This is a genomic window from Bacteroides cellulosilyticus DSM 14838, from assembly GCF_000158035.1.
GTDB classification, from domain to species: domain Bacteria; phylum Bacteroidota; class Bacteroidia; order Bacteroidales; family Bacteroidaceae; genus Bacteroides; species Bacteroides cellulosilyticus.
Map to the genome: position 1 here is coordinate 684,712 of NZ_EQ973490.1, position 23,515 is coordinate 708,226.

Annotated in this window: 12 protein-coding genes and 2 pseudogenes; 9 read left to right on the forward strand and 5 right to left on the reverse strand. The window is 45.4% G+C overall.

Annotated elements, in window-relative coordinates; genetic code table 11:
• The 7 genes and pseudogenes from BACCELL_RS25985 to uxuA all read left to right on the forward strand — a co-directional run.
• Positions 1–668: pseudogene (locus tag BACCELL_RS25985) on the forward strand (DUF5121 domain-containing protein); the annotation flags it as partial.
• 42 nt (positions 669–710) lie between these two features.
• Positions 711–3,905, forward strand: a complete 3,195-nt coding sequence (locus tag BACCELL_RS07345; RefSeq protein WP_007211030.1) for a SusC/RagA family TonB-linked outer membrane protein — start codon at positions 711–713, stop codon at positions 3,903–3,905.
• Between the two features lie 20 nt (positions 3,906–3,925).
• A complete protein-coding gene (locus BACCELL_RS07350) occupies positions 3,926–5,902 on the forward strand; it encodes a RagB/SusD family nutrient uptake outer membrane protein (protein WP_007211031.1) in 1,977 nt (658 codons plus the stop codon).
• 138 nt (positions 5,903–6,040) lie between these two features.
• On the forward strand, positions 6,041–8,707 hold the full coding sequence (locus tag BACCELL_RS07355; protein ID WP_007211032.1) for a glycoside hydrolase family 2 TIM barrel-domain containing protein: 2,667 nt from the start codon (positions 6,041–6,043) through the stop codon (positions 8,705–8,707).
• 18 nt (positions 8,708–8,725) lie between these two features.
• Positions 8,726–11,059: an alginate lyase family protein gene (locus BACCELL_RS07360; RefSeq protein WP_007211033.1), complete on the forward strand. Its 2,334-nt coding sequence runs from the start codon at positions 8,726–8,728 to the stop codon at positions 11,057–11,059.
• 119 nt (positions 11,060–11,178) lie between these two features.
• Positions 11,179–11,988, forward strand: a complete 810-nt coding sequence (locus BACCELL_RS07365) for an SDR family oxidoreductase (RefSeq protein WP_007211034.1) — start codon at positions 11,179–11,181, stop codon at positions 11,986–11,988.
• 24 nt (positions 11,989–12,012) lie between these two features.
• The gene (gene uxuA / locus BACCELL_RS07370; protein WP_007211035.1) at positions 12,013–13,194 is read left to right on the forward strand and encodes a mannonate dehydratase; all 1,182 of its coding nucleotides are present in this window, start codon (positions 12,013–12,015) and stop codon (positions 13,192–13,194) included.
• Positions 13,195–13,986: 792 nt separating this feature from the next.
• Here the strand turns inward: uxuA and BACCELL_RS07375 are convergent.
• Positions 13,987–14,439 carry a DUF4469 domain-containing protein gene (locus BACCELL_RS07375; RefSeq protein ID WP_007211038.1) on the reverse strand — a complete coding sequence of 151 codons (453 nt, stop codon included), beginning with the start codon at positions 14,437–14,439 and terminating at the stop codon, positions 13,987–13,989.
• Positions 14,440–14,696: 257 nt separating this feature from the next.
• Here BACCELL_RS07375 and BACCELL_RS07380 point away from each other — a divergent pair, with 257 nt between their 5' ends.
• Together BACCELL_RS07380 and BACCELL_RS07385 are read left to right on the forward strand one after the other, a co-directional pair.
• On the forward strand, positions 14,697–15,608 hold the full coding sequence (locus tag BACCELL_RS07380) for a hypothetical protein (RefSeq protein WP_007211039.1): 912 nt from the start codon (positions 14,697–14,699) through the stop codon (positions 15,606–15,608).
• A gap of 4 nt (positions 15,609–15,612) precedes the next feature.
• A pseudogene (locus BACCELL_RS07385) lies at positions 15,613–16,230 on the forward strand (hypothetical protein); the annotation flags it as partial.
• Positions 16,231–16,323: 93 nt separating this feature from the next.
• On the opposite strand, the gene BACCELL_RS07390 reads toward BACCELL_RS07385, so the two are convergent.
• The 4 genes from BACCELL_RS07390 to BACCELL_RS07405 are packed head-to-tail and all read right to left on the reverse strand — an operon-like array spanning position 16,324 to position 23,431.
• On the reverse strand, positions 16,324–19,602 hold the full coding sequence (locus tag BACCELL_RS07390; RefSeq protein WP_007211041.1) for a hypothetical protein: 3,279 nt from the start codon (positions 19,600–19,602) through the stop codon (positions 16,324–16,326).
• 30 nt (positions 19,603–19,632) lie between these two features.
• Positions 19,633–21,282: a fimbrillin family protein gene (locus BACCELL_RS07395; RefSeq protein WP_044153479.1), complete on the reverse strand. Its 1,650-nt coding sequence runs from the start codon at positions 21,280–21,282 to the stop codon at positions 19,633–19,635.
• Positions 21,283–21,323: 41 nt separating this feature from the next.
• Positions 21,324–22,430, reverse strand: coding sequence for a hypothetical protein (locus tag BACCELL_RS07400; RefSeq protein ID WP_007211043.1), 1,107 nt, complete (start codon positions 22,428–22,430; stop codon positions 21,324–21,326).
• A gap of 2 nt (positions 22,431–22,432) precedes the next feature.
• Positions 22,433–23,431, reverse strand: a complete 999-nt coding sequence (locus BACCELL_RS07405) for a FimB/Mfa2 family fimbrial subunit (protein ID WP_007211044.1) — start codon at positions 23,429–23,431, stop codon at positions 22,433–22,435.
• Positions 23,432–23,515: the final 84 nt, after the last annotated feature.

Genomic DNA, 23,515 nt, shown 5'->3' on the forward strand with positions numbered 1-23,515 from the left:
ACACGCAGAATAAGTTCCTGGAATTCGATGGGTCGGGCAATGTTTTCTACATCGAAACCGAATTTAAGAAGGATGATATCATCAAAATCAGCGGTGTCAAAGAAGAATATGCTGATTATTGGAAGAACCCCACTTGGTTTGACCTCGTGAAGGAAGACGAAACTCTGCTCCATTTCCGCGGAAGAGACGGCAAGTATAAACTCACTCTGAACAAAGGCATGAATGCAATTATGATGGAACAGTTGGAGAAAGCTTCTTCATCAAGTACACAGAATGCTACCGCTATGTGGGTGATTGGTAATGATAAGATAGGATTCCCGTCATATGCCCAAAACAACATAAACTGGAATACGGACAAAGCATTCAATCTGGTTCCGCTCACCGATACCAAATATGAACTGATACTACTTGTTGGACAGAATGTCAACGGGGTCAACTTTAAGTTTTTCGGACAGAAGGGATGGGGACTGGAATGGAAAGGCCCCGGAGCCTATACCGCAAAAGAAGGCGGCGATTATATCAAATATGCCAGTGACGGCAACTTCAACGCCAATGCCACCTGGCCATCCGGAAAATATATGGTGATGACTGTAGAAACCAGCACCAGCCCGAATGAACTATGGGTGAAAGCTTTGGACGAACTCCCCCCATACGAAATGGGTGAATGACAGACTTTCTTAAAGTATAGATAAACAATTAAGTATAGATATATGAAAAAAAGATATTACATAGCAGCCATGTTTGCCCTTGGTTTGGTAGCCCAACCTGCCATCCTACGTGCCAATGCTGCTGACGAAGCTAACAGCATTGAGGCTGTACAGCAACAAAAACAACGCATCAGCGGTTTGCTGACCGATTCTAATGGTGACCCTATCATCGGTGCCACCGTCAGAGTACAAGGTACTACCAATCGTGGTGTTATCAGTGACGTCGAAGGACGATACTCCATCGAAGCTGCTCCCGGCGAAGTACTGGAATTCAGCTATATTGGATTTGTCAGTATAGAACACAGAGTGAAAGCTGACGAAACCACCTTCAACCTCCGAATGGAGATGGATGCCATCGCCACGGAAGAAGTAGTAGTTGTGGGATATGGTAAACAGAAGAAAGAGAGCGTAGTAAGCTCCATGTCCACCGTAGGACCAGCTCAATTGAGTGTAAAGAGTGCCAACCTTACCAACAACATCGCCGGTAAGCTGTCAGGTCTGATTGCCGTACAACGTTCGGGCGAACCGGGTTGGGATGACGCACAATTCTTTATCCGTGGTATCAGCTCGTATGCCGGTGGAACAGACCCATTGGTACTGGTGGACGGTGTACCCCGTAAGATGAACGATATCGATGTGGACGAAATTGAAACATTCTCTATCCTAAAAGACGCCGCCGCAACGGCCGTGTATGGTGCCGAAGGTGCTAACGGTGTGGTATTGATTACTTCCAAACGTGGTAAATCACAAAAAACAGTTGTCAGTATGTCAGCAGAATACGGCTACTCGACACCGCTCCGCCTGCCCAACCTCATGAGTTCTTACGACTATTTGAGCTTATACAACGAAGCAGACTGGAACAGCAACGGTAACCCGCGCGCCAACTATACAGCACCGGTGAGCGACGCTGATCTGGAAAAATATCGTAGCGGCGTAGATCCTGATCTATATCCGGATGCAGACTGGATGAGTATGCTACGTGATCACACCAGCAGCCAGCGCTACACCATTAACTTCCGTGGTGGTGGTGACCGCGTACGCTTCTTCGTATCAGGTGCCTACTACACACAAGACGGTGTATACAAGGAGAAGAAGAACGCCGATTACGATTCAAACATCAGTTTCGACCGTTATAACCTTCGTTCCAATATTGACTTCGAATTGAGTAAGACTACCCGTATGTCCGTAGATATGTCAGGACAGTATATCAACCGTGTGGCTCCCTCCAAAACAGCCAGCGACATCTTCGGTGGTATGACATTGCAACCTGTACACCTCTATCCGCAAATCTATTCTGACGGTTCAGCTGCACAACATCCTAACTATGATAATTCAGGTCTTCGTCAAAACCCCTACAACTTCCTCTACTTCAGTGGATACAGTAAAAGTTGGGACGCTACATTCCAAAGCAAGGTATTGCTAGAACAAGACTTGGATTTCATCACAAAGGGACTTTCTATAAGAGGTAGTGTCAGTTTCGATGCCAACTCCAACCAGTATGTCAACCGTACTATGTCACCCGCTACTTTTACAGCTACCGGACGTGATGCCGATGGCAACCTGATATTCAAGTCACTGGAGTCAGGCTCGGCATTGAGTAACCCCTCAAGCGGTTCATCCGGTGGTAACAAGAAAATATACATTGAGGCGTCCCTCAACTATAAGCGTAACTTCAGCGACAAGCACGATGTTACAGGCTTGCTGCTATACAACCAAAAGGAAACTCAAAAACAAAACGTTGGCGGACTCAACCTGCTTCCTTACCGTAAGCAAAGCGTCGTAGGACGCGGTTCTTATACTTACGACAACCGCTACACCATCGAAGGCAGCTTCGGTATGACAGGTAGTGAGAATTTCGCTCCGGGACACCGTTGGGGTATTTTCCCTGCTGTGGGTGGAGCCTGGTATGTGAGCCATGAAAAGTTCTTCGAACCTGTGCAGAAAGTAATCAGTACACTGAAGTTACGTGCATCCTACGGACGGACCGGTAACGATCAGTTAGGTGAAACTCGTTTCCCTTATCAGGAAGCCATGAATACCGATGCCGGCGGTCTTAACCTGGGTATCTCAGGCATCTCTAATGGTAATGCACAGAACTGGTTCGGCGGATTGAGCGAAAACCGTGCCTACTACGCCAACCTGCGTTGGGAGATTGAGGATAAAACCAATATCGGTTTCGACCTCGGCTTGCTGAACGGACAGTTGGACCTCTCCATGGACTACTTCTCCAACCGTCGTAAAGACATCCTGATTACCCGTAATACGGTTCCTTCTATGAGCGGTTTACAATCCAACCCAACTCAGAACTATGGTATCGTAAGTAACAAAGGTGTAGATGGGAACCTGACTTTCAAACAGCATGTGGGTGGCCTGAATCTGACATTCCGTGCCAACTATACGTATGCCAAAAACAAGATTGTAGAAACAGATGAAATCAAACATAGATACAGCTACCAGGACCTCACAGGTATGTCATTGTGGACTCCTTACCTCTACATCGCCGACGGTCTTTATACACCCGATGATTTCAACATTACCATTGATCCTGTGAGCGGTGCCGAAAGCTACCAACTGAAACCCGGCATAGCCGACCCGGGAGCTGCTGTGGCACCCGGTGATATCAAGTACCGCGACTTAAACGAGGACGGACTTATCAACGACGATGACAAGACCTACCGTAATGGTCATCTGGACAAGACCCCGCGCAGTGTGTACGGTCTTTCACTGAATGCCGAATGGAAAGGATTCTTCGCCGGTATCTTCTTCCAAGGCGTGACGGGCTGTTCCATCAACCTGATGAGCAAAGCATCCAACTTCATGCCGTTCAACCAAGGCAAGGACGCTTCTTCTGCGCGTATGGAGGCTATGAACCGCTGGAAAGCATCCGACCCCTACAACGACAACGTGCTCTACCCTCGCTTGCGTAACAACACCTTTGCACACAACCTGCAAGCGAGTACCTGGTGGTATCGCGATGCCAGCTTCATCCGCTTGAAGAACGTGGAATTCGGTTACCAATTCAACAAGAAGCAACTGAAATCACTGCGTCTCACCAACCTGCGCCTTTACGTGCAAGGTACTAACCTAAAAACTTGGGATCACGTGAAGTATTGGGATCCGGAACTGGGCGATGCAAACTCAGGCGCCAAATACCCCATCTCCAGCACCTGGACCTTTGGAGCAGAAGTTACATTCTAAACATCTAATTAATAAACGATATGAAACTGAAAAATTTACTATACGCAACCGTCGGCTCTGCCGTCCTTGCATTCAGCACAGCATCTTGTTCAGACTATCTTGACATATCAGGCGAGTTCAACGCCAGTCTGGGAGTCGATCAAGTTTGGGACAATGCAACCTATACCCGAAACTGGTACGGGGTCATCTACCGCAATCTGATGGAATATTCAGAAACCGGATCAGAAGTTAACGCCTTCAAAAATCCATGGTCAAACCTCTGCGGTGAAATCGCTTCAGAAAAAGCTAGTTCACGCGACGTCATGATGGCAGGTTTCACGGCAGCCAGCGGAAGTTATCATCGCTGGGCTACTTTCTACAAAGACATACGCCAAGCTATGATCTTCATTGAACGCGCCCACGACCAAGGTGTAGGCGACCCCAGCAGTACTAACAAACTGACTGCCGAGGAAATAGCCCGCATGAAAGACGAATGCCGATTCATGATAGCCTATTATTACTTTTCCATGTTCGAGCTTTATGGCCCTGCCTGCATCGTGACGGAGATAGACGACGCTGCCGAACCGCACATAACGGACTACGACCGCGCTACTGTAGACGAAATGGTGAACCACATTGATGGCATATTGGCTCCTCTATGTGACCCCGCACAGTCAAAATTGCCCGAATCAATCATCACATCATACGCGGACAATACATACAACTTCAACACCAATGAAGTAGTACGCCCCACTATCGTAGTGGCCAAAGCACTACGCGCCAAGTTGTGGATGTATGCTGCCTCCAAGTTATTCAATGGTGGCGATGGTTCCGAATATTACCAGGGACTGCAGAAGTTGCAGAACTCTAAAGGTGAATACATCTTCCCACAGAGTAAGGACCCGCAGAAATGGGTAACTGCCAGAGACCGCGTAAAGGATCTGATAGACTATGCTGAAGCGCAACACCACGCTCTCTATCGCGTGATGGCAAACGGAGTAGAGCAACCCGACCGTTCTGTATACAACCTTTTCCAGGTGTACAATGAAGAAATCCTGTGGTGCAGTACCAACAACAGCTACTCCGACCAGTACAAGATGGAGAAACGCACTAACCCGCGTGACGTGAACTCATGCTATGGTACCATCGGCCCGTCTCAGGATGCTGTAGACATGTTCTTCATGGGCAACGGCCTCGCCATCAATGACCCAAACAGTGGTTATGACGAAACCGGATTCGGTGCTGTAGAAAACCATTGCTACGACCCCGACTATAAAGACAAGAAGACAGACCAAAATATCTCCAACATGTATGCCAACCGTGAACCGCGTTTCTACGCAAGCGTTGTATATCAGGGAAGAAGCTGGTTCAAGAAATGGATGAATGGTAATCCCAACTACATCGTAGATTTCTCTGCAGGTGGCGGAAACGACCTTTCCAACGGTGACAACGTGAAAACCGGGTATATGCTGGGGAAATTTAAGAACCGTACCGTAAATCATGCCAGCGGCGATACTCAGAGTTGGAAACGTGTTTCCATCATCTATCGTCTGGCCGAATTCTATCTGTTCTATGCCGAAGCACTCAATGAAACAGATCCGAGTAATCCGGACATCATCAAGTATATCGACATGGTACGCGAACGCGCAGGCATCCCAGGCTATCAGACCATGAACGATAACGGTATCAAGACCGGCATAATCGGCAATTACGACAAGCAGTTCGATGCCATACAGCACGAACGCTATGTAGAACTCTATTGCGAGGGACAACGCTATTTCGACATCCGTCGTTGGATGATCTGCGGTGACAAGGACAGAATAGGTTGCGACCAGACACGTTTCTACGGAATGAACATGAAGGGTTCAAAAGACAAGACTCCGGGCGAACCAACTTCTTACTACACGCGTACGAAAGTAGAAAACCGACAATGGACAGACAAACTCTACCTCTATCCCATCCATCAGAATGTGATAGAACTGGCCAACGGACGTATTCCACAAAATTACGGATGGTAAAAAAGACAGCTTTTTTGATTAGTTTTCGAAGGATATAAGTAAAAAGATTGAATGAAGGTTTGGAGGCAGAAACTGGCATAACCGGCCTGGTAACTGCCTCCTTTCTTTTTCAGCTAATAAACCAACAATAAATATACCATGAGAAAAGAGAAAAAATATCGAATCGGGACATACCTGATCCTGATACCTGCTATTCTGTTCCTATTCCCCAAAGTATACGCACAACATGAGAGCAAAACGATCAACGACAGTTGGAAATTCTATCAGGGAGAATGCAAAGCTGCCGCTTCAGCAACCTATGATGACAGTGCGTGGAACAGCATACATCTCCCGCATACATGGAATACGGATGCATATACAGAAAAAAAGTATTACCAGGGAACAGGCTGGTATCGCCGTACGCTGACATTACCGCAAAATTGGCAAACCAAACAGGTATTCCTGAAACTGGATGCAGCCAGTAAGGCCGCTGCCATCTACATGAATGGACGGAAAATAGGTGAGCATAACGGTGGATATACTGCCTGCACATTCGATATCACCCCATTCTGTTCATTTGACGCTCCTAATTCTCTCGCTATCCATGTAGATAATGCCCGACAGGATATTCCCCCTATCTCTGCCGACTTTACATTCTTCGGCGGTATCTACCGGGATGTATGGCTTACAGCCGTACCAAAACAACATTTCCATTTGACGAACTATGGTTCAGAAGGAATATTTATCAGTACCCCGCAAGTATCCGAAGAAAAAGGCACAATACTTATTCGCGGAGAGATAAAGAACGATGCAGAACAGAAAGCATCTCTTGAACTGGAACATATCGTATACAATCCCGATGGAAGTATTGCCCAGACCCAGAAACAGTCTATCCAGATAAAAGGTGGAGAATTATACTCTTTCCGCACCGAAACCTCCCCTATTCTGTCCCCCCGATTATGGACACCCGAGGCCCCTCATCTCTACAGAATAGAAAGCATTCTGCGCGATAAAAAAACAAAAGCCATCCTAGACCACAGTAATCACCATACAGGCTTCCGCTGGTTTAGCTTCGATGGTAAGACCGGCTTCTCCCTCAACGGAAAACCTTATAAATTACGCGGTATTTGCCGCCATCAGGACCAAAAACCCATCGGAGTTGCCCTGACAGACGAAATGCACCGTCGTGACATGAAGTTAATGAAAGAGATGGGTGCCAACTTCATCCGCATCTCCCATTATCCGCAAGATGACGCTCTGTTGGAAATGTGCGACAAACTCGGTATGCTAGCTTGGGAAGAAATACCCATTATTGATATTGTGCCCGACACTCCCGGCTATGCAGAAAACTGCGAAAACAATCTGCGAGAAATGATACGCCAGCACTATAACCATCCCTCCATCATCACCTGGGGATACATGAATGAGATATTACTCGTCACCCAGCGCCGCTATAAAAAAGAAGAAGAACTGAAACCCGTGCTGGAACGGACATTGTCACTGGCCAATCGTTTGGAGAAAGTTCTGAAAGAAGAAGATTCCACTCGTGTCAGCACTATGGCTTTTCATGGCAGTAACAGCTACAATGAGGTAGGACTGGGCAACATCACCGATATTGTCGGTTGGAATCTTTACCAAGGCTGGTATGGAGGAGACCTCACAGGCTTCGAACGTTTCCTGACAGAGCAACACAAAAAACACCCTTCCCATCCGATGATTGTCAGCGAATACGGTGCCGGATCTGACAAGCGTCTACATTCGCTGCAACCGCACGCTTTTGATTTCAGTATCGAGTACCAGCAGAAATACCTGGAACACTACTTACCGGTATTGGAAGAAACGCCGTATATTTGTGGTGGAACTCACTGGAACTTTATCGATTTCTCTTCTGCATTGCGTGATGAATCTATGCCGCGCATCAACAATAAAGGACTGGTATACTCAGACCGCAGTCCAAAAGACGTGTACTATTACTATAAAGCCGCCTGGCGTCAAGACATTCCCGTGTTACACATTGCCAGCCGTGACTGGACGCACCGTAGCGGTGTACAACATGGAAAGGCTCCGGTTCCGCTACCCGTCAAGGTATATACCAATCTTCCGGAAGTGGAACTCTTCATTGACGGAAAATCCTTAGGTAAACAGAAAACAGAGAATTATACAGTTACATTTCAGGTACCATTCAGCCGGAAAGAGCACTTTATCTCCGCCCAAGCTGAAAACAAAGAGTCAGATCAAAGCATCTCCATGATAGAAGATGCCCTCCACATCAACTTCACCCCTATCCCTGCAAATCTGAATGAAACAAACTTACGGAATCTGGAACTTGCCGTAAATGTAGGCAGCAACTGTTTCTATACTTCCGATGAAAGCCAGCTCACGTGGCTACCCGATCAGCCCTACACTGAAAGCAGTTGGGGATATATCGGCGGAGAAAGCAAAAATAGCCAGACACAGGTTGAGAATACCCATGACGGGCCATTGTTTCAAACTCTTCGCAACGAAATTGAAGGGTATTGTTTCGATGTTCCCAACGGAGTCTACAAGGTAGAATTTCTTTTTACAGATATCTTCCGCGAAAATGCAGCAGCTGTTTACCAGTTGGACCGGGAATCCGGTGTAGAGAGCCGTGAAAATATCTTCGATATAGTTATCAATGGTGAGAGCGTTGAAGAGAACTTTTCTCCTTGCCGCGAAAGCGGTTATTTCCATGCTCTACGGAAAAGATACAATATTACAAACTTTCGGAATAAAATTGAAATACGCTTCCCTGTTCGGAATGGAAAAAGCTTTCTGAACGGTATAAAGCTCAGGAAACTTTATTAACTTCAAAACAAAAACACCATGAGAGCTAAAATTTGCTTAGTTATTACCAGTTTGTTGCTCGCAGTAGTCAGTATACATGCACAGTCCATCTGGGATGGGAAACATCTGGAGAGAGTAAAACAATCATTACATCAACCGTACTTTTCGGCCGCCTATCAGGAGCTGATTTCAGGTGCCGACAGGCTACTGGATGTGCGCCCCTTGTCCGTCATGCTGAAAGAGAAGACACCTGGTAGCGGAGACAAGCACGACTACATGAGTCAAGCACGCTATTATTGGCCCGATCCCTCCAAACCCGATGGCCTGCCTTACATCAGCCATGACGGCAAGTCGAACCCCGAACTGGACAAGCTGGATCGCAACCGCCTCGGAGAAACAGCTCAGCGTGTAACTACTCTTGCCCTTGCCTGGTACTTTAGCGGCGACGAGAAATATGCCCAAAAGGCAACGGAACTTATCCGCGTATGGTTCTTTAATAAAGATACGCGTATGAATCCAAACCTGGAGTATGCCCAGATGATACCGGGACACAACAACAATAAGGGACGTTGTTACGGCGTCATAGACACTTATTCATTCGTAGAGATGCTGGATGCCGTACAGTTGTTAGAGAAGTCGGAAGCCTTTACGCCCAAGGATGCCAAGCAGCTGAAAACCTGGTTCGGCAAGTTGCTGACGTGGATACTGAATAGTCCGCAGGGACAGGAAGAAGCCCGTCAGGCCAATAACCATAGCACGGCGCATGATGCACAAGTGATAGCCTTTGCCATGTACGCAGGAAACATGAAAGTAGCCCGGGAAGTCATCAATGCCATTCCCCGGAAGCGCCTCTTCACCCAGATAGAGCCGGACGGCAAACAACCGCATGAACTACGCCGCACTCTCGCTTTCGGTTACTCACAATTCAATCTGTCTCATTTCATTGACATCTTCATGATGGCCCGGAAGATCGGGATTTCCATTGATAATGCAACCTCCGAAGACGGACGAAGCTTCTACAAAGCCATGGACTTTCTGGTACCATACGTTGGAAAAGATGTCAAAGCCTGGCCGTACCAGCAGATCAGTGAATGGAAATACAAGCAACAGGAATTCTGCAAAGACCTGTACCGCACTTTCCTGCTGAACCCCGAACGCAAAGATTATCTGAAGCTCTATAAAACCCATCGCATCATCGACTGGAAAGACCGTTTCAACCTGCTATGGATGGAAGCCGATGATGTGGACAATGCCTACGCCTTTGCCTGCGGACAACTGCAATTTGCCATGCAGTGTGCTGCCAAGGCCCGAAAAGAGGCAGACAATCAATGCAAGCATCGTGTAATTCCCCGTAGCATCAACAAAGACGGTTCGCTGCGGATGATACATCCTCACGATTGGTGCTCAGGCTTCTTTCCCGGTTCATTATGGCAGGTATACGCCTATACAAACGATGATTTCTGGCGGCAGCAGGCCATCAGCAATACCTGGCTGATAGAAGCAGCCAAATGGCACAAAGGCACTCACGACCTCGGTTTCATGATGAACAACAGTTTCGGCAAAGCCTACCAATTGACAGGCGAACGCTCTTACAAAGATGTGGTGCTGCAAAGCGCCAAAACCCTGATTACCCGCTACAATAAGAAAGTAAAGAGCATCCGTTCGTGGGATCATAATCGCGATAAATGGAAGTTTCCGGTAATCATCGACAACCTGATGAACCTGGAAATGCTATTCTGGGCTACACAGGAAACCGGAGATTCCATCTACTGGAAGGTTGCCGTAAATCATGCCAATACAACTATGAAGAATCATTTCCGCCCGGACTACTCTTCTTTCCACGTAGTAGATTACGATCCAGAAACCGGTGAAGTACGCGCCAGACAAACCGCACAAGGCTATGCCGACGATTCCTTCTGGAGCCGCGGACAGGCATGGGGACTATACGGATATACCATGTGTTACCGCTTCACCAAGAACCCCGCATACCTGCAACAGGCACGCCACATTGCAGATTTCTTTTTCGGCCTGCCCAACCTGCCGGAAGACCTGGTTCCCTACTGGGACATGAAAGCTCCCGGCATCCCCGACATTCCCCGCGACGCCTCGGCTGCCGCCATCATGGCTTCCGCCCTGTATGAACTCCGCACTTACGTTTCAGCAGAAGATGGCAACCGCTACCAAAGCATTGCCGACAAGATAGTGGACAGCCTCAACCGGCACTATCAGGCCGAGCCGGGAACAACTTATGGCTTCCTGCTCCTCCATTCCACCGGACACCATCCGGGAGGTGATGAAATTGATGTGCCCATCAACTATGCCGACTATTATTATCTGGAAGCATTGGCAAGAAAAGAGGCTCTTAAGCAATAATTAGGACTTTTTGAGACGGTAGTTCATCTTTTTGAGACGTTTTGTATGGTGAGCAAACTACTTTTCCACTATTTTTGTAGCACAGAGATATTAGAATCATTTTTATAAAAGAAAAAGACATGAAAAACTTATTCGACATTAAAGACAAAGTGATTATCGTCACCGGCGGTTGCGGTATTCTGGGTAAAAGTATTGCCAACTACCTCGCTGAGCAAGGCGCAAAAATCGTAATTCTCGACCGTGTAGAAGAAATCGGTAAAGAACTGGAAGCAGAGCTCAACCAAAAGACGGAAGCCCTGTTCCTGGTAACGGACGTTCTGAACAAGGAGATACTGGAGGAAAACAAGAAAGCCATCCTGGAACGTTTCGGCACCATCGACATTTTGCTGAACGCTGCCGGCGGTAATATGCCCGGTGCCACCATTGCTCCGGACAAGACGGTACTCGACTTGGATGTAGACGCTTTCAAGAAAGTAGTTGACCTCAATCTCTTCGGTACCATTCTGCCTACCATGGCATTTGTAGATGTTATGGCAAAGAATAAGAAAGGTGTGATCGTAAACTTCTGTTCCGAATCAGCACTGCGTCCTCTGACACGCGTGGTAGGTTATGGTTCCGCCAAAGCCGCCATTGCCAACTACACCCGCTATATGGCAACGGAACTAGCCACCAAATTCAGTCCTGAACTCCGTGTAAACGCCATCGTTCCGGGTTTCCTGCTGACCAACCAGAACCGTGCCCTGCTGACCAATCCGGACGGATCTTATACGGACCGTGCAAAGACTATCATCGCCCACACCCCATGCGGACGCTTTGCTGAACCGGAAGAATTGTTCGGAACCATTCACTACCTCATCAGTGATGCTTCCTCCTTCGTGACAGGTGCCCTGTCGGTAGTAGACGGTGGTTTTGACGCCTTCTCTATCTAATACTAACTCATAAACCCATTCATTATGATATTATGTGAACAAACCTGGCGCTGGTACGGTCCTAATGATCCCGTCAGCCTGTGGGACATCAAACAAGCCGGAGCAACCGGTATCGTGAACGCCCTGCACCACATCCCGAACGGTGAAGTGTGGACTGTAGAAGAAATCATGAAGCGCAAAGAAATGATCGAAGCTGTCGGTCTGCGCTGGTCAGTAGTAGAAAGCGTGCCTGTACACGAGCATATCAAGACTCAGACAGGAGATTTCCAGAAATACATCGATAATTATAAAGAAAGCTTGCGTAATCTCGGTAAGTGTGGCGTGAACATCGTGACCTACAACTTCATGCCTGTACTGGACTGGACGCGTACCGACCTCGCTTACGAACTGCCCGACGGCAGCCGCGCCCTGCGTTTCGAACGTGCCGCTTTCATCGCCTTCGACCTCTTCCTGCTGAAGCGTCCCGGTGCCGAAAACGACTACACCGACGAAGAGAAGGCCAAGGCCAAAGCTCGTTTTGAGCAAATGACGGATGCCGACAAGCAACTGCTCATCCGCAACATGATTGCCGGACTGCCCGGTTCGGAAGAGAGCTTCACACTGGAGCAATTCCAGCAGGAACTCGACCGCTACAAAGACATCACACCTGAAAAGCTGCGTGCCAACTTGATTTACTTCTTGCAGGAAATCACTCCGGTTGCCGACGAAGCCGGTGTAGAGCTGGTTATCCATCCGGATGATCCCCCCTGCTCCATCCTCGGCCTGCCGCGCATTATGAGCAGCGCTGCCGATTTCCAAGCACTGATAGATGCCGTTCCCAACAAGAGCAACGGACTTTGTCTTTGCACCGGTTCGCTCGGTGTAAGCAGCTCCAACGACCTGGAAGGCATGATGAAGCAATTCGGTGACCGTATCAACTTCGTCCACTTCCGCAGCACACAGCGTGACGCAGAAGGCAACTTCTACGAAGCCAACCACCTGGAAGGTGATGTGGATATGTATCACGTCATGAAAGCTTTCCTCGAACTGCAACAGAAGAGACAAGTATCCATCCCCATGCGTCCCGACCACGGACACCAGATGGTGGACGACCTGAAGAAGAAAACCAATCCGGGATACTCCTGCATCGGCCGCCTGCGCGGACTGGCAGAACTGCGCGGACTGGAAATGGGTATCGCAAAGTCTATCTTTAAGGATTCCCATTAAGCAGTCTCAACCACCTGACGCGTCCATACTATTAATTACGGGCTACAAGGCACCTATCATTCGTGCCTGTAGCCCGTAACTAATTATAAACTATTCTATCGGTGAATTTATATTATTCTACCTACTCAATAGTTTCATTTTGACACTTTGCTTTTTATGCATAACGAGAATGCCATATTTCCGTCCCATTGCAGGGAAGAACAAAAAGAAACGAACGAATATCGGCATTTCACTGGCTGACAGTGCAATACAGAAATACATACAACTCTAATAAAAGAAAAACAGACGGTCTGTAAGCTAAAAACAGATGGTCTGTCTTCCATATATAGACCGTTCGTCTCCCATCTATAGATAGTTCGCATCAGATATATAGATTATTCATGTCCCATCTATAGATTGTTCGCGTCCCATCCATAGTTCCTTTGTGAAAGAAGTATAGTTTCTTGCATACGTATTGCATATACAGCTTGTTTTATGCAAAAAACATGGATGTATATTCCGCATATTATGCATCCGGAGTCTATTTGGATATTTTCGGAAAAGCCTCTGTCACTAAAAGAATCATTCCGGTTACTTTTTGTCCGGAATAAAGCGTAACGAGTTTCACTTCTGTACGAATCAGAACCTAAAAAGAATGCGGAGCCACCTAAAGTACTCCGCATTCACAAGATAAAAAGAGGAAGGAGGACATATACACAATACTATATGTCACTTGTTCACCTTCAAAAGATACGTTTTTTTCATATTCAACGTTCAAATATCTCTATGTTTTTATTCCAAGCTTAAAGAATATCAAATCAAATCGCTACAGCTTCTTCTTACAAAAAGGTTCACATACCTTTCATCAAGCACCTTCCACGATACCGGCAACGTATAGGTAAAATCTACCTTATCACCAGTATGAATCATCATTACCGGGGAGTATTCTCCCGGCTCCAAATTAGGCAGGATCACCAACACCTCTGTGTCGGTATACTTAAACACTCTTTTAACATGTATCAATGTGCCCTTATCGGAGACGGGAGAAAGACCCAGGTAAATAGTTCCAAGTGAAGATAGACACAGGTTTTCACCTGTAATAACGACCGGAGCATTCGGAGTAATCGTGCCATTACGCAAACCCGTCAACGGATCGTACACTTCCTTAATAACAGGAACCTTTCTTCCGAAAATCATCGAGGTTCCATTTCCTTCCTGCTTCCTATGATGTAGCTCAGCCGCCATTTTCTTTCTATCTTTCATCATTTATTCTATTCCTTATTAGTTAGTAATAACAGCTTCTTAACTGCACTACAAAATTACATCACAATGCATATACATTTGTGGCAAGAACAAGAAAGATCAAGCATCCGGGTTTTCTATATATGACGAGGTAAACAAGATCCGGCACTTTTTTCGGAAATGGGGTATCTCTAAAAAGAAATGTTACGATTTCCGAAACAAGTAGCCCTCGAAAAGTGTTAAATAGACAATAGACAAATCTCTAACTCACACAGAAGATTATGATAACAAACGAGTTAAACACAGGATTAGTAAATGCCGTCAGAGAGAAACTCCCATCCAAAGACAATCTTGCCAATGCTTTAATGGACATTCTTTATATAGGCAAAGAAGCTATATACCGCCGGCTACGGGGTGAAGTACCTTTCACACTGACCGAAGCCGCTATTATATCCAGAAAACTGGGTATATCACTGGATAAGATGATAGGCGTAAGTTTCCAGGACAATGCTGTATTCGACATGAATATAGTGGGCAGCAACAAGCCTCTCGAAACCTACTATTCCATGTTGGAAAAGCAGGTAGAACTGTTCCATGCAGTCGAGGAAGATGAGAACTCGGAAATAGGAACCTCCTCCAACATCATTCCCCAGACTCTCTCTCTGAATTATGACATGCTCTCCAAATTCCGCTTATTCAAATGGATGTATCAGAATGAAAACATCCGATGCAAGCATTTTGATGAATTGAATATTCCGCAGAATATGGTAGACAAACAAAAGGAGTATGCCCGAATGGTATCCCGCATCCATTCTGTAGACTACATCTGGGACAATATGATTTTCAGTCACCTGGTCACGGACATCCAATACTTTTGCAGCATCCACCTCATTACGGATGAAGACAAAAATCTCCTGAAGGAAGAATTGTTCGTATTGATAGATGAAATGGAGGCATTGGCCGCCCGAGGGAAAAGCAAAGCAGGCAACGACGTCAGAATCTATATTTCGAATATCAACTTCGAAGCGACCTATAGTTATCTGGAGACAAGTTCCACGCAACTCAGCCTGATCCGCATCTATTCCATCAACTCCATTACGACACAGGATCCCGAGATGTTCCGCGGATTGAAGGAGTGGATTCAATCATTAAAGAAATTCTCAACCCTGATATCCGAAAGCGGCGAACAGTGAGACATATTCCGCCACCAACACCATTCCTTTCACCCTCTACTCATCTTATGAATATCTTTCCAAATTCCGTATTTGCCGGTGGATCTATCAGAATGGGAAGATGAAAACGCCTAACTCTCTGAGTGATATGCATGTGCCTGAAAAGATCATCAACGCTCACAAAAAGCTGAGTGAAAGCATCAGAAAGGTAGGAAAAACCTACTTTGTATGGGACAGCAATGTTTTTCAGTCTGTCGTGAAAGAGATAAAGTACTTTGCCGGATTGAACCTGATATCCACATCGGATGTCATGTACCTGAAAAATGAGTTGCAACAGTTACTCACGGATCTGGAGCACTTATCCATTAAAGGTGAATTCAACGAAGGACATGAATTATACATCTACCTGTCGAACATTGATTTTGAAGCAACATACAGTTATGTTAGCAGGAAGGATTATCAGATCAGCCTTTTCAGAGTGTATTCTATCAATTCGATGGACTCGCAAAGTCCCCAAATCTGCCAGATACAAAAAAACTGGATACAGTCTTTGAAAAGGCACTCCACACTGATTTCGGGAAGCGGAGAGGCACAGAGGATTGCGTTTATTGAGAAACAGAGGAATATTATTGATGTATTATAAGAAAGGGGATAGCTAAACTATCCCCTTTCTTATAAATATTCCGCATATTTATTGAAACATCAAAGATTCCTAAGTCGCCTATATGAAATGCCGCTAGTTTACACTTCTCACACATCGATAATGAACCCACTGCGTCCCTTTGGAGCCCGTCCAACCATCGAGTTTATTACTTAGAGGCCCAAGAAACCAATAACTTGTATCATCACCACCATTAGTTAACAGCCAGTTTACATAGGTCAATTTTTCAAATGAAGAGGGCCAGGAAGGCATCGATTCTTCACTAAACCCCGCATTATCAAATCTGATATTCGAACCTCCCATAGCGAGAATAAGTAGCATCTCACGGTGCGTAGGTAAACGCCAACCATCACCTAAACCTGTACATGCAGTGTTAGCCTCATCCCATCCCGTTTCACTATTACCACTTTGGAGTGCTACCTGTAGCTTCGGAGCAATCTTATTCAATTGACTACTTGAGCCTGGAGTCTCACCTGCTGAGAACAACACTGAAGGATCCACTCCCACTTCCTTTCCACCGACTGTCTCGCGAGACACTATAATAGCTTCCGTAGCAGAAGACTTAATATAAGGATACTTCTGACTTGCACTGGAGTTGTTCCTAACACAGCGAGAATAAATGGTATTATTAGGCCAAATAGCAGTAGTCTGCACAAATCCACCGGAAAAATTCATAGTAAAACGCACATTAGTATCACCCAAGTCAAGATAGGACGATGAAGACCAATAATTATTAGTCCAGTTTGTATACCACCCGTATATATTTTGTCCCGCATAAGCACTGCCTTGAGTCGCTTCTCCTCCTAAAGCATCCCGATAAACATATGATAATAATAGTTCATTGGCATTAGGTAACCGCCAGCCATCACCTATTTCTGTGCATAGATCCACAGCATCATCAATAGTAACCTGACGCCCCAAACTCGTATTTCTATTATTCGCATCATAATAGAGTCGATTGTCAAATCGAATTGGATAAAGATAGAAAAGTGGTTCTCCGTTGTCAGTATAGGATTTTTTCTCAGATACCATTTTCAAATCAATCGTAGTGTAGAACGGATAATCCGTATAGGACGTTTGGTTTCCTGCACGCATCACATTTTTAAATGTAATTCTTATCGTTCCACTTTTACCTTCTTTCCACTTACCGGGATGGAGTTTCAACCTGAAATTGTAACCTCGATTAATTACACTATATCCCATCTTATCATCATCCGAATCCACAACAGATTGGTCCCACATAATATTATCCGCATTACTTCTGCCTGCGACTATATCATTATCCGTATCAGAAGTTATTAATAATCCGGTTCCATCATCACCATTAACTTCCAATTGTTCTACTTTTGTAATCTCCCAGTTATTATTTGTAAGGAGTTGCAGATATTGCTCTGCTCCCAAATGTACTTCATAACTACGGGGACTCAAACTCTCATTATACTGAAATGAGAAATCCAACAACGCCTGAACGATAGTAAATTCTTTCTGTGCACCCAGCAGTATTCCCTCCTTATTATGTAAAGTAAACAATAACTTGTCTACACGCCAATATTCACTTTTCCCATCGCCATCCACTTTAACTTTCGGCTCTACGCTAAAGGCCTGTACACTGCCGTAAAACGGTGTAGTTGTGACTCTATCCGGATTCAGAGCCGGAATTAAACCTCCCCAATCCGGGTACGCTATTAAGCCCGCAAAATCCCTGTCCGGCTCAAGCCGTGCATCAAGTCTATCCGTAGAAAACATCACATACACAGATTGCGGCTCAATGGTATTAGCGGCAACATTAGTTGCCCTAAGGCGAAAGAAGAGATTCTCTATTTCATTTCCGTATGCGTCCACAAACTTGATTACCCCCGGCTCTATCATCTTCTGCGTCACTGTAATCTCCTGGGAAAGCCTCGCCGTTTTCAGCAGAACAGTCCCCGTACGAGTGTCACCGATTCCTAACGCATTATCAAAATACCCCATACTCAGCTTAAACTGTGTATCACTATTTGATGCACCAGACATTGTAGCACTCCCACCGGAAGTACCATCATTAATTCTGAGCCAACTCTCCCCATTTGTAACGGTAGCTGTCCAGCCGCCAGGGACATCAGTAAATACATCTACGGCGTATTCACTAATCTGAAATTGAGATATCTGCACATCTGTTACGCTCACACCAAGCATATACTGCCCATTGTAGACTACATCCTTTATTTTATTACGGTTATAGCTAATCACACGCGTTTTCATGTTAGACATTACTGTATAGGAAGCCAAGGCGTCAACTTTATCAGTAAACCCCGGACCTGAAACCTCATTAATGTCAACAACATATTTGTAATTTCGCATCAAAGGCATATACTCTACCTCCGTTCCTTCCTCTATCGTGACCTTTTGGGTAAAATCTACCCGATAATAGTAAGAGTCTCCAACTGCAACTCCATTTTCAATCATCTTCCCCATTACAATCAGACATGTCGCATTCTTGCGACTTGCATTACCGTCCTCACCCACTCCACCGGCATCTATTGCCGCAGAAGCTTCAAGAGCATAGATTTCTCCAATATAAGAGGCAGCGCCATTCACCTGATACCTAATAGCATTCTCTGCACCCAAAGTCTTACCCGGGTCGGATGGCATATTGGGGGCAGTTGGTGTCAGGTTTATCTTCCCATTACTATCCCATTCAGGAGACACATATCCATTTGTATTGAAATTGGCCAGATACACATCTTCTATCTTGAAATTAGAAGTTGAATTTTGTATATCAATACGCGCCAACATTCGCTTCATCTCAATGTTGGCTATACTCACCGAAGGTTCTATCTTCGCCACCTCTATCTCTCCGTACATAGGAATTGCGGTGTAATTATCAGCATCAGCAAGCCACTTTCCGCTATTTTGAAAAATCAGACTGTTCAATACATCATTTTTGGGAGTTCCTTTCGTTAAACCGGAAAGTGAGCAATTTGCCACTACCGCTATGCACACTTTCTTGGAAGAGAGAGTAAGCGGAGCTGAAAAATCTACCTTTGAGCTACCTCCAGCTAAATTCTGCTCAATATTCTGGCTTTCCACTTCCACCCATTCCAAAAGAACAGGAGGTTCTACTGAAGCATCAAACACCAGAATATCTACACTTTGTACCTCATCTTCTTTATTAGCCTCTCCCACTCCTACCATTGAGCGTGAAGCTACTGACGGCATTTTCACATCGAAAACAGACAGACTAAATTCCACGCTGTTTTCAGTTTTCTTTGGAGGAGTTGCAAACTCCTCTTGTACACACCCACTGAGGCATACCACTGTCATCAGAGTATATATCAACAAATGCTTTTTGAATATTGAAACAGTATATCTCATTATAATTTTCTCTTAAAAAGGTTCATATATCTATGCTGTAGCAGACGCATCGTCCGGTACAGTTAATTCTATCTCCACATCCGGATTGTCACCATTCGTATTGTGTAATACCAGCGTGGCTTTAGAGCCCTCTGTGGCATTGGCCTTGTAATAGAAGTAAAGCCACCCACCACCTGTGCCATTTGCCCAAAGCATCGTTTCAGCATTCAGCAGAATATTATCAGGATCTCTTATTTCGCTTATTTCCCAATTCCATTTCCAACTGTCTGTAGAGTTAGTTAAGGCAGTCGTGTTAAAGACTATTTTACGCCGTCTTTTGATTCCTTCTGTGGTGGGATCATTATCGGCAAATACGATATCCGGGGTTATCCAGTTGCCAGCTCCACCCCACTGTTGTATAGGTACACCAAGATTCATGTTACCGGCAGTAATATAAAATCTCATATCACGAAAGTCGGCAACAGTACCGACATAGTCACTTATCACGGCACGAATAGTATAAGTATATACACCATTAGCTTCGGACGAATTAAGCAGGCTAACTTCAGACCAAGCTGTATTGGTTACTGTTAATTGCGCTCCTGCCGGATAGCCTGTGTATGGTATCGCATTATAGTTCGTTTTTACTACTATATCCACAGTATTACCTTTCCCTTCCAGTCTCACATTAGCTTGTGACAATTTAAGATAATACTGTCCGTCAAAAATCACATCTATTACCGGATTTTTATCCCACGGAAGCGGAGTAGCCGATATCTGATAGATTGTATTCGAGATTGTAATGTTATAGTTGATGTATTCACCCGATTCCCATGAATGAGGTTTGGTAGCAACAATATCCTTGAACATAAACTCCCGCTCACCTAAATTAGTGGTAACAACAATCTTCGCCTCATCGGAGAATTGATCGGTAGGCAACATCAAAAATGTGTCACCAAGCAAGACCTTATCATCTGTTACCGTATTATTACTGCTGAGAGTAGAAACGATATTTCCTGTAGTGACGTCATTCCACACAAAGCCAGGCTTTCCATTCGCTGTTGTCTTGGCAGGTATAGTGCCCACAGTAAGTTTACCAACATTCGGCACACCCTGAAATTCAATCTTCTGAATAGTTACCACATCAGGTACCGGATCCTTCTTTTGAAACGTAAAAGTAACTTTGGTCAGAGTATGATAAAAATGTACACCCACGCCTTCATTCCAGCCGGGTGTAGATACGGCAGCCATCACATCCACATGATTGGCAGCATCAGCATCGGCCGTATAATTCAGCAACATTTGTGCAGGGTTAGCGAAAGTTGCGGCAGGCGCATACGTACCCTCATATGGATACCATGAAAAGAACTTCATGCTGGCTCCCAGCAGGGCCGGCCAGTATTGTTCCGGCAATATAGTACCCGTTATGCCTCCTGCATTCACCCGGGCTTTTTCGTTGAAGTACACTTGTGTAGCAGACGCAGCAGGTGTCAGGGAAGCTGAAAAGCCGAATAATTGATTCTCCAGATCGGATACGGAAGAGACAGCCGTACCACGGGTAACGGCACCTCCATCTTCTCCAATACGTTGCACAACAATCTGATTTCCGCACGTCATTTCTTCTCTGATACACGAAGAGAATATGACCGGAAGAATAACTGCCGTTACAATCGTCCTAATACTATTATTAAACTTTATCATCCTATTCCTTTCCCAATTAAAAAAACATCCGCCCGAAAGCATCACAGATACATATCCAGATCAATATCCTGAACCTTACCCCATCCTTCCACACTTATCGTTATTATCTGAATACCGATTTTGCCAACCCGAGCTGTAATTTGATACACATTATTCCTCCGGATCTCCGTAAAAGGTTGCGCTGTCGGAGTACCTGAATTATCGACTTTTGTTATTGTTTTTATCACCTTCTCTGCTATTCCTGTAACACTTGGAGGTCCTTTCAGAACATTTACCATGCTAATAGCCAATTGGTCGGAAGAATCTGACCTGAAAATACGCTCGGCAACATAAAATGAGCAGAGTATTTTTCTATTTTCGGCTCCAGCTACAGATGAATACGCCCAGGTTTCAGTTGTTGCAGCTGTCCAAGTCTGCGTCAGCAAATCACCATCTACTGCATTTGTCATCACTTTCCCGTAATTCTTCGAGGGGTTAGCGTTGTCACGCGTATAGTTGGCCTCATTTCCCATCACAAAATAACTGTTATGGGTGAAGTTGTGTAAAGTGACACTGGTGACATCCTTTGTGTATCCTGTCACAGCTCCACCATCTGTAGCTTCAAGAAAGATATCAACGCGAGCCACAGCACGCTCGACAACCATTTTTACCGCCTTGACTTCATCAGACGCCACGGATATATCCCTGATTACCCCAGTCATTGGCATACCGGTTGAGGAAACAATCTCTCCGTCACTGTCTAATATGTTGGCTATATCATAGTCCACACTCTGCAATAGCCATGGGCTGGTGACAGTATTGAGCTTGCTCGTAAGACTTTGCGGCTCATTGGCGATGACAATAACCATAATATCGTTGTTAGGAATCACTTCGAGGTTTTTCGCAGTTATATCGGTGGCTGTGGCCGGAGTATCCAACGTAACAAGTTTATTCACATTCAGCTTCACGTCGCCCGACGCATTGCTGAACACGATAAACCGGATGGATTTTATTTCCTCCTGCCGCTCCACTTCCGATTTATCCTCAAGTCCGATGCTAAGCTGCGCCCGGGTAACAGGGAGCAGTTCATCATCCATCGCATCCTTGCTGCATGAGAACAAAAGGGCTGTGAAAGCCATACAAACGATATATAGTATTTTTTCCCTCATTCTTATATTTCGATATCATGAAGCCAATAAATCCAGGGTCCTACAAGAAGACCGATTTGAAGGAATCCTCCTCCCGGCTTTTCTACTACGGAGAACATCAGGCTCCATTCGCTCTGCCTGTCAAGATACTCCTGAAAAGGAAGCACCGTACCGTCATGACGGTACTCCGGCCGAGCAATACTCAACAGTTTCATCAAATCATAGCTCCACACTTCTGTTCCTGTATCCGCATTTCTTATAATAAAACGGTAATCCCATCCCGTCCGGTTAAACAGACGCATAGTATTCATACGCGCTGACATTAGCACTTCAGAGGTGTCACCCGGTCCTGAATAATGAGACGCATATGTAATCGGTCCCTGACCTGTAGGCTCGTTTTCCCAGGAATAGATGGCATTTTCAGGCGACTGGATTTCAAAAGAGTACTGATTCTCAGTTTCTTCTCGACCTTCATAATCCATCAACGCAATATTAAACCGGTTGGTGTTACGTACCATGTTTACCTGATAAACATTGTGACTGGTATTGGATGGCAAGTGATTCACCTCCACAATTGCTCCGAAATAGAGGTGCGGAAACTCAAAATCCACGATATCCGATTCACGGTTCAGAGCTAAAGTGACTTGCTGATAAGTGGTCGACCGCAAAGCCATCCCGCTACCTCCATTTCCTAAAGCGCTAAATTTGTCGGACAGTCCGCCTACAGTCAGCACTTTATAGTTGCCAAAGTCCAGTTCGTCAGTCAACGGCATTCGGTTTCCACCAATCAGTTCAGTAGATTCCGTTCTTTTAGAGAGAACCAGTTTGTCATCACTATCAAAAACAAATACATCTACCGACTTAACCTGCGGATTGAACGCATCCGCATATTCCATATTGTAGTCGAATGTGAATTCCAGCCAAAGTTCGCACCGAGGCAAATCCTCACGTATACTATCGCACGAAGCGATGAACAACAGCGAGGTGACAATAAAGAATAGCGATTTGGTTTTTCCGAACATATCTTTTTTCTTTTATGAGGCAGTGCTTTGAGGACTGCCGTTTATATTGTCAGAGATCCTGCTTAATGATCTCCGGTTATTTCC

Bases quoted from the DNA above. Each gene is read 5' to 3' on its own strand.
- BACCELL_RS07345 (WP_007211030.1), top strand. From the start codon at position 711: ATGAAAAAAAGATATTACATAGCAGCCATGTTTGCCCTTGGTTTGGTA.
- BACCELL_RS07350 (WP_007211031.1), top strand. From the start codon at position 3,926: ATGAAACTGAAAAATTTACTATACGCAACCGTCGGCTCTGCCGTCCTT.
- BACCELL_RS07355 (WP_007211032.1), top strand. From the start codon at position 6,041: ATGAGAAAAGAGAAAAAATATCGAATCGGGACATACCTGATCCTGATA.
- BACCELL_RS07360 (WP_007211033.1), top strand. From the start codon at position 8,726: ATGAGAGCTAAAATTTGCTTAGTTATTACCAGTTTGTTGCTCGCAGTA.
- BACCELL_RS07365 (WP_007211034.1), top strand. From the start codon at position 11,179: ATGAAAAACTTATTCGACATTAAAGACAAAGTGATTATCGTCACCGGC.
- uxuA (WP_007211035.1), top strand. From the start codon at position 12,013: ATGATATTATGTGAACAAACCTGGCGCTGGTACGGTCCTAATGATCCC.
- BACCELL_RS07375 (WP_007211038.1), bottom strand. From the start codon at position 14,439: ATGATGAAAGATAGAAAGAAAATGGCGGCTGAGCTACATCATAGGAAG.
- BACCELL_RS07380 (WP_007211039.1), top strand. From the start codon at position 14,697: ATGATAACAAACGAGTTAAACACAGGATTAGTAAATGCCGTCAGAGAG.
- BACCELL_RS07390 (WP_007211041.1), bottom strand. From the start codon at position 19,602: ATGAGATATACTGTTTCAATATTCAAAAAGCATTTGTTGATATATACT.
- BACCELL_RS07395 (WP_044153479.1), bottom strand. From the start codon at position 21,282: ATGATAAAGTTTAATAATAGTATTAGGACGATTGTAACGGCAGTTATT.
- BACCELL_RS07400 (WP_007211043.1), bottom strand. From the start codon at position 22,430: ATGAGGGAAAAAATACTATATATCGTTTGTATGGCTTTCACAGCCCTT.
- BACCELL_RS07405 (WP_007211044.1), bottom strand. From the start codon at position 23,431: ATGTTCGGAAAAACCAAATCGCTATTCTTTATTGTCACCTCGCTGTTG.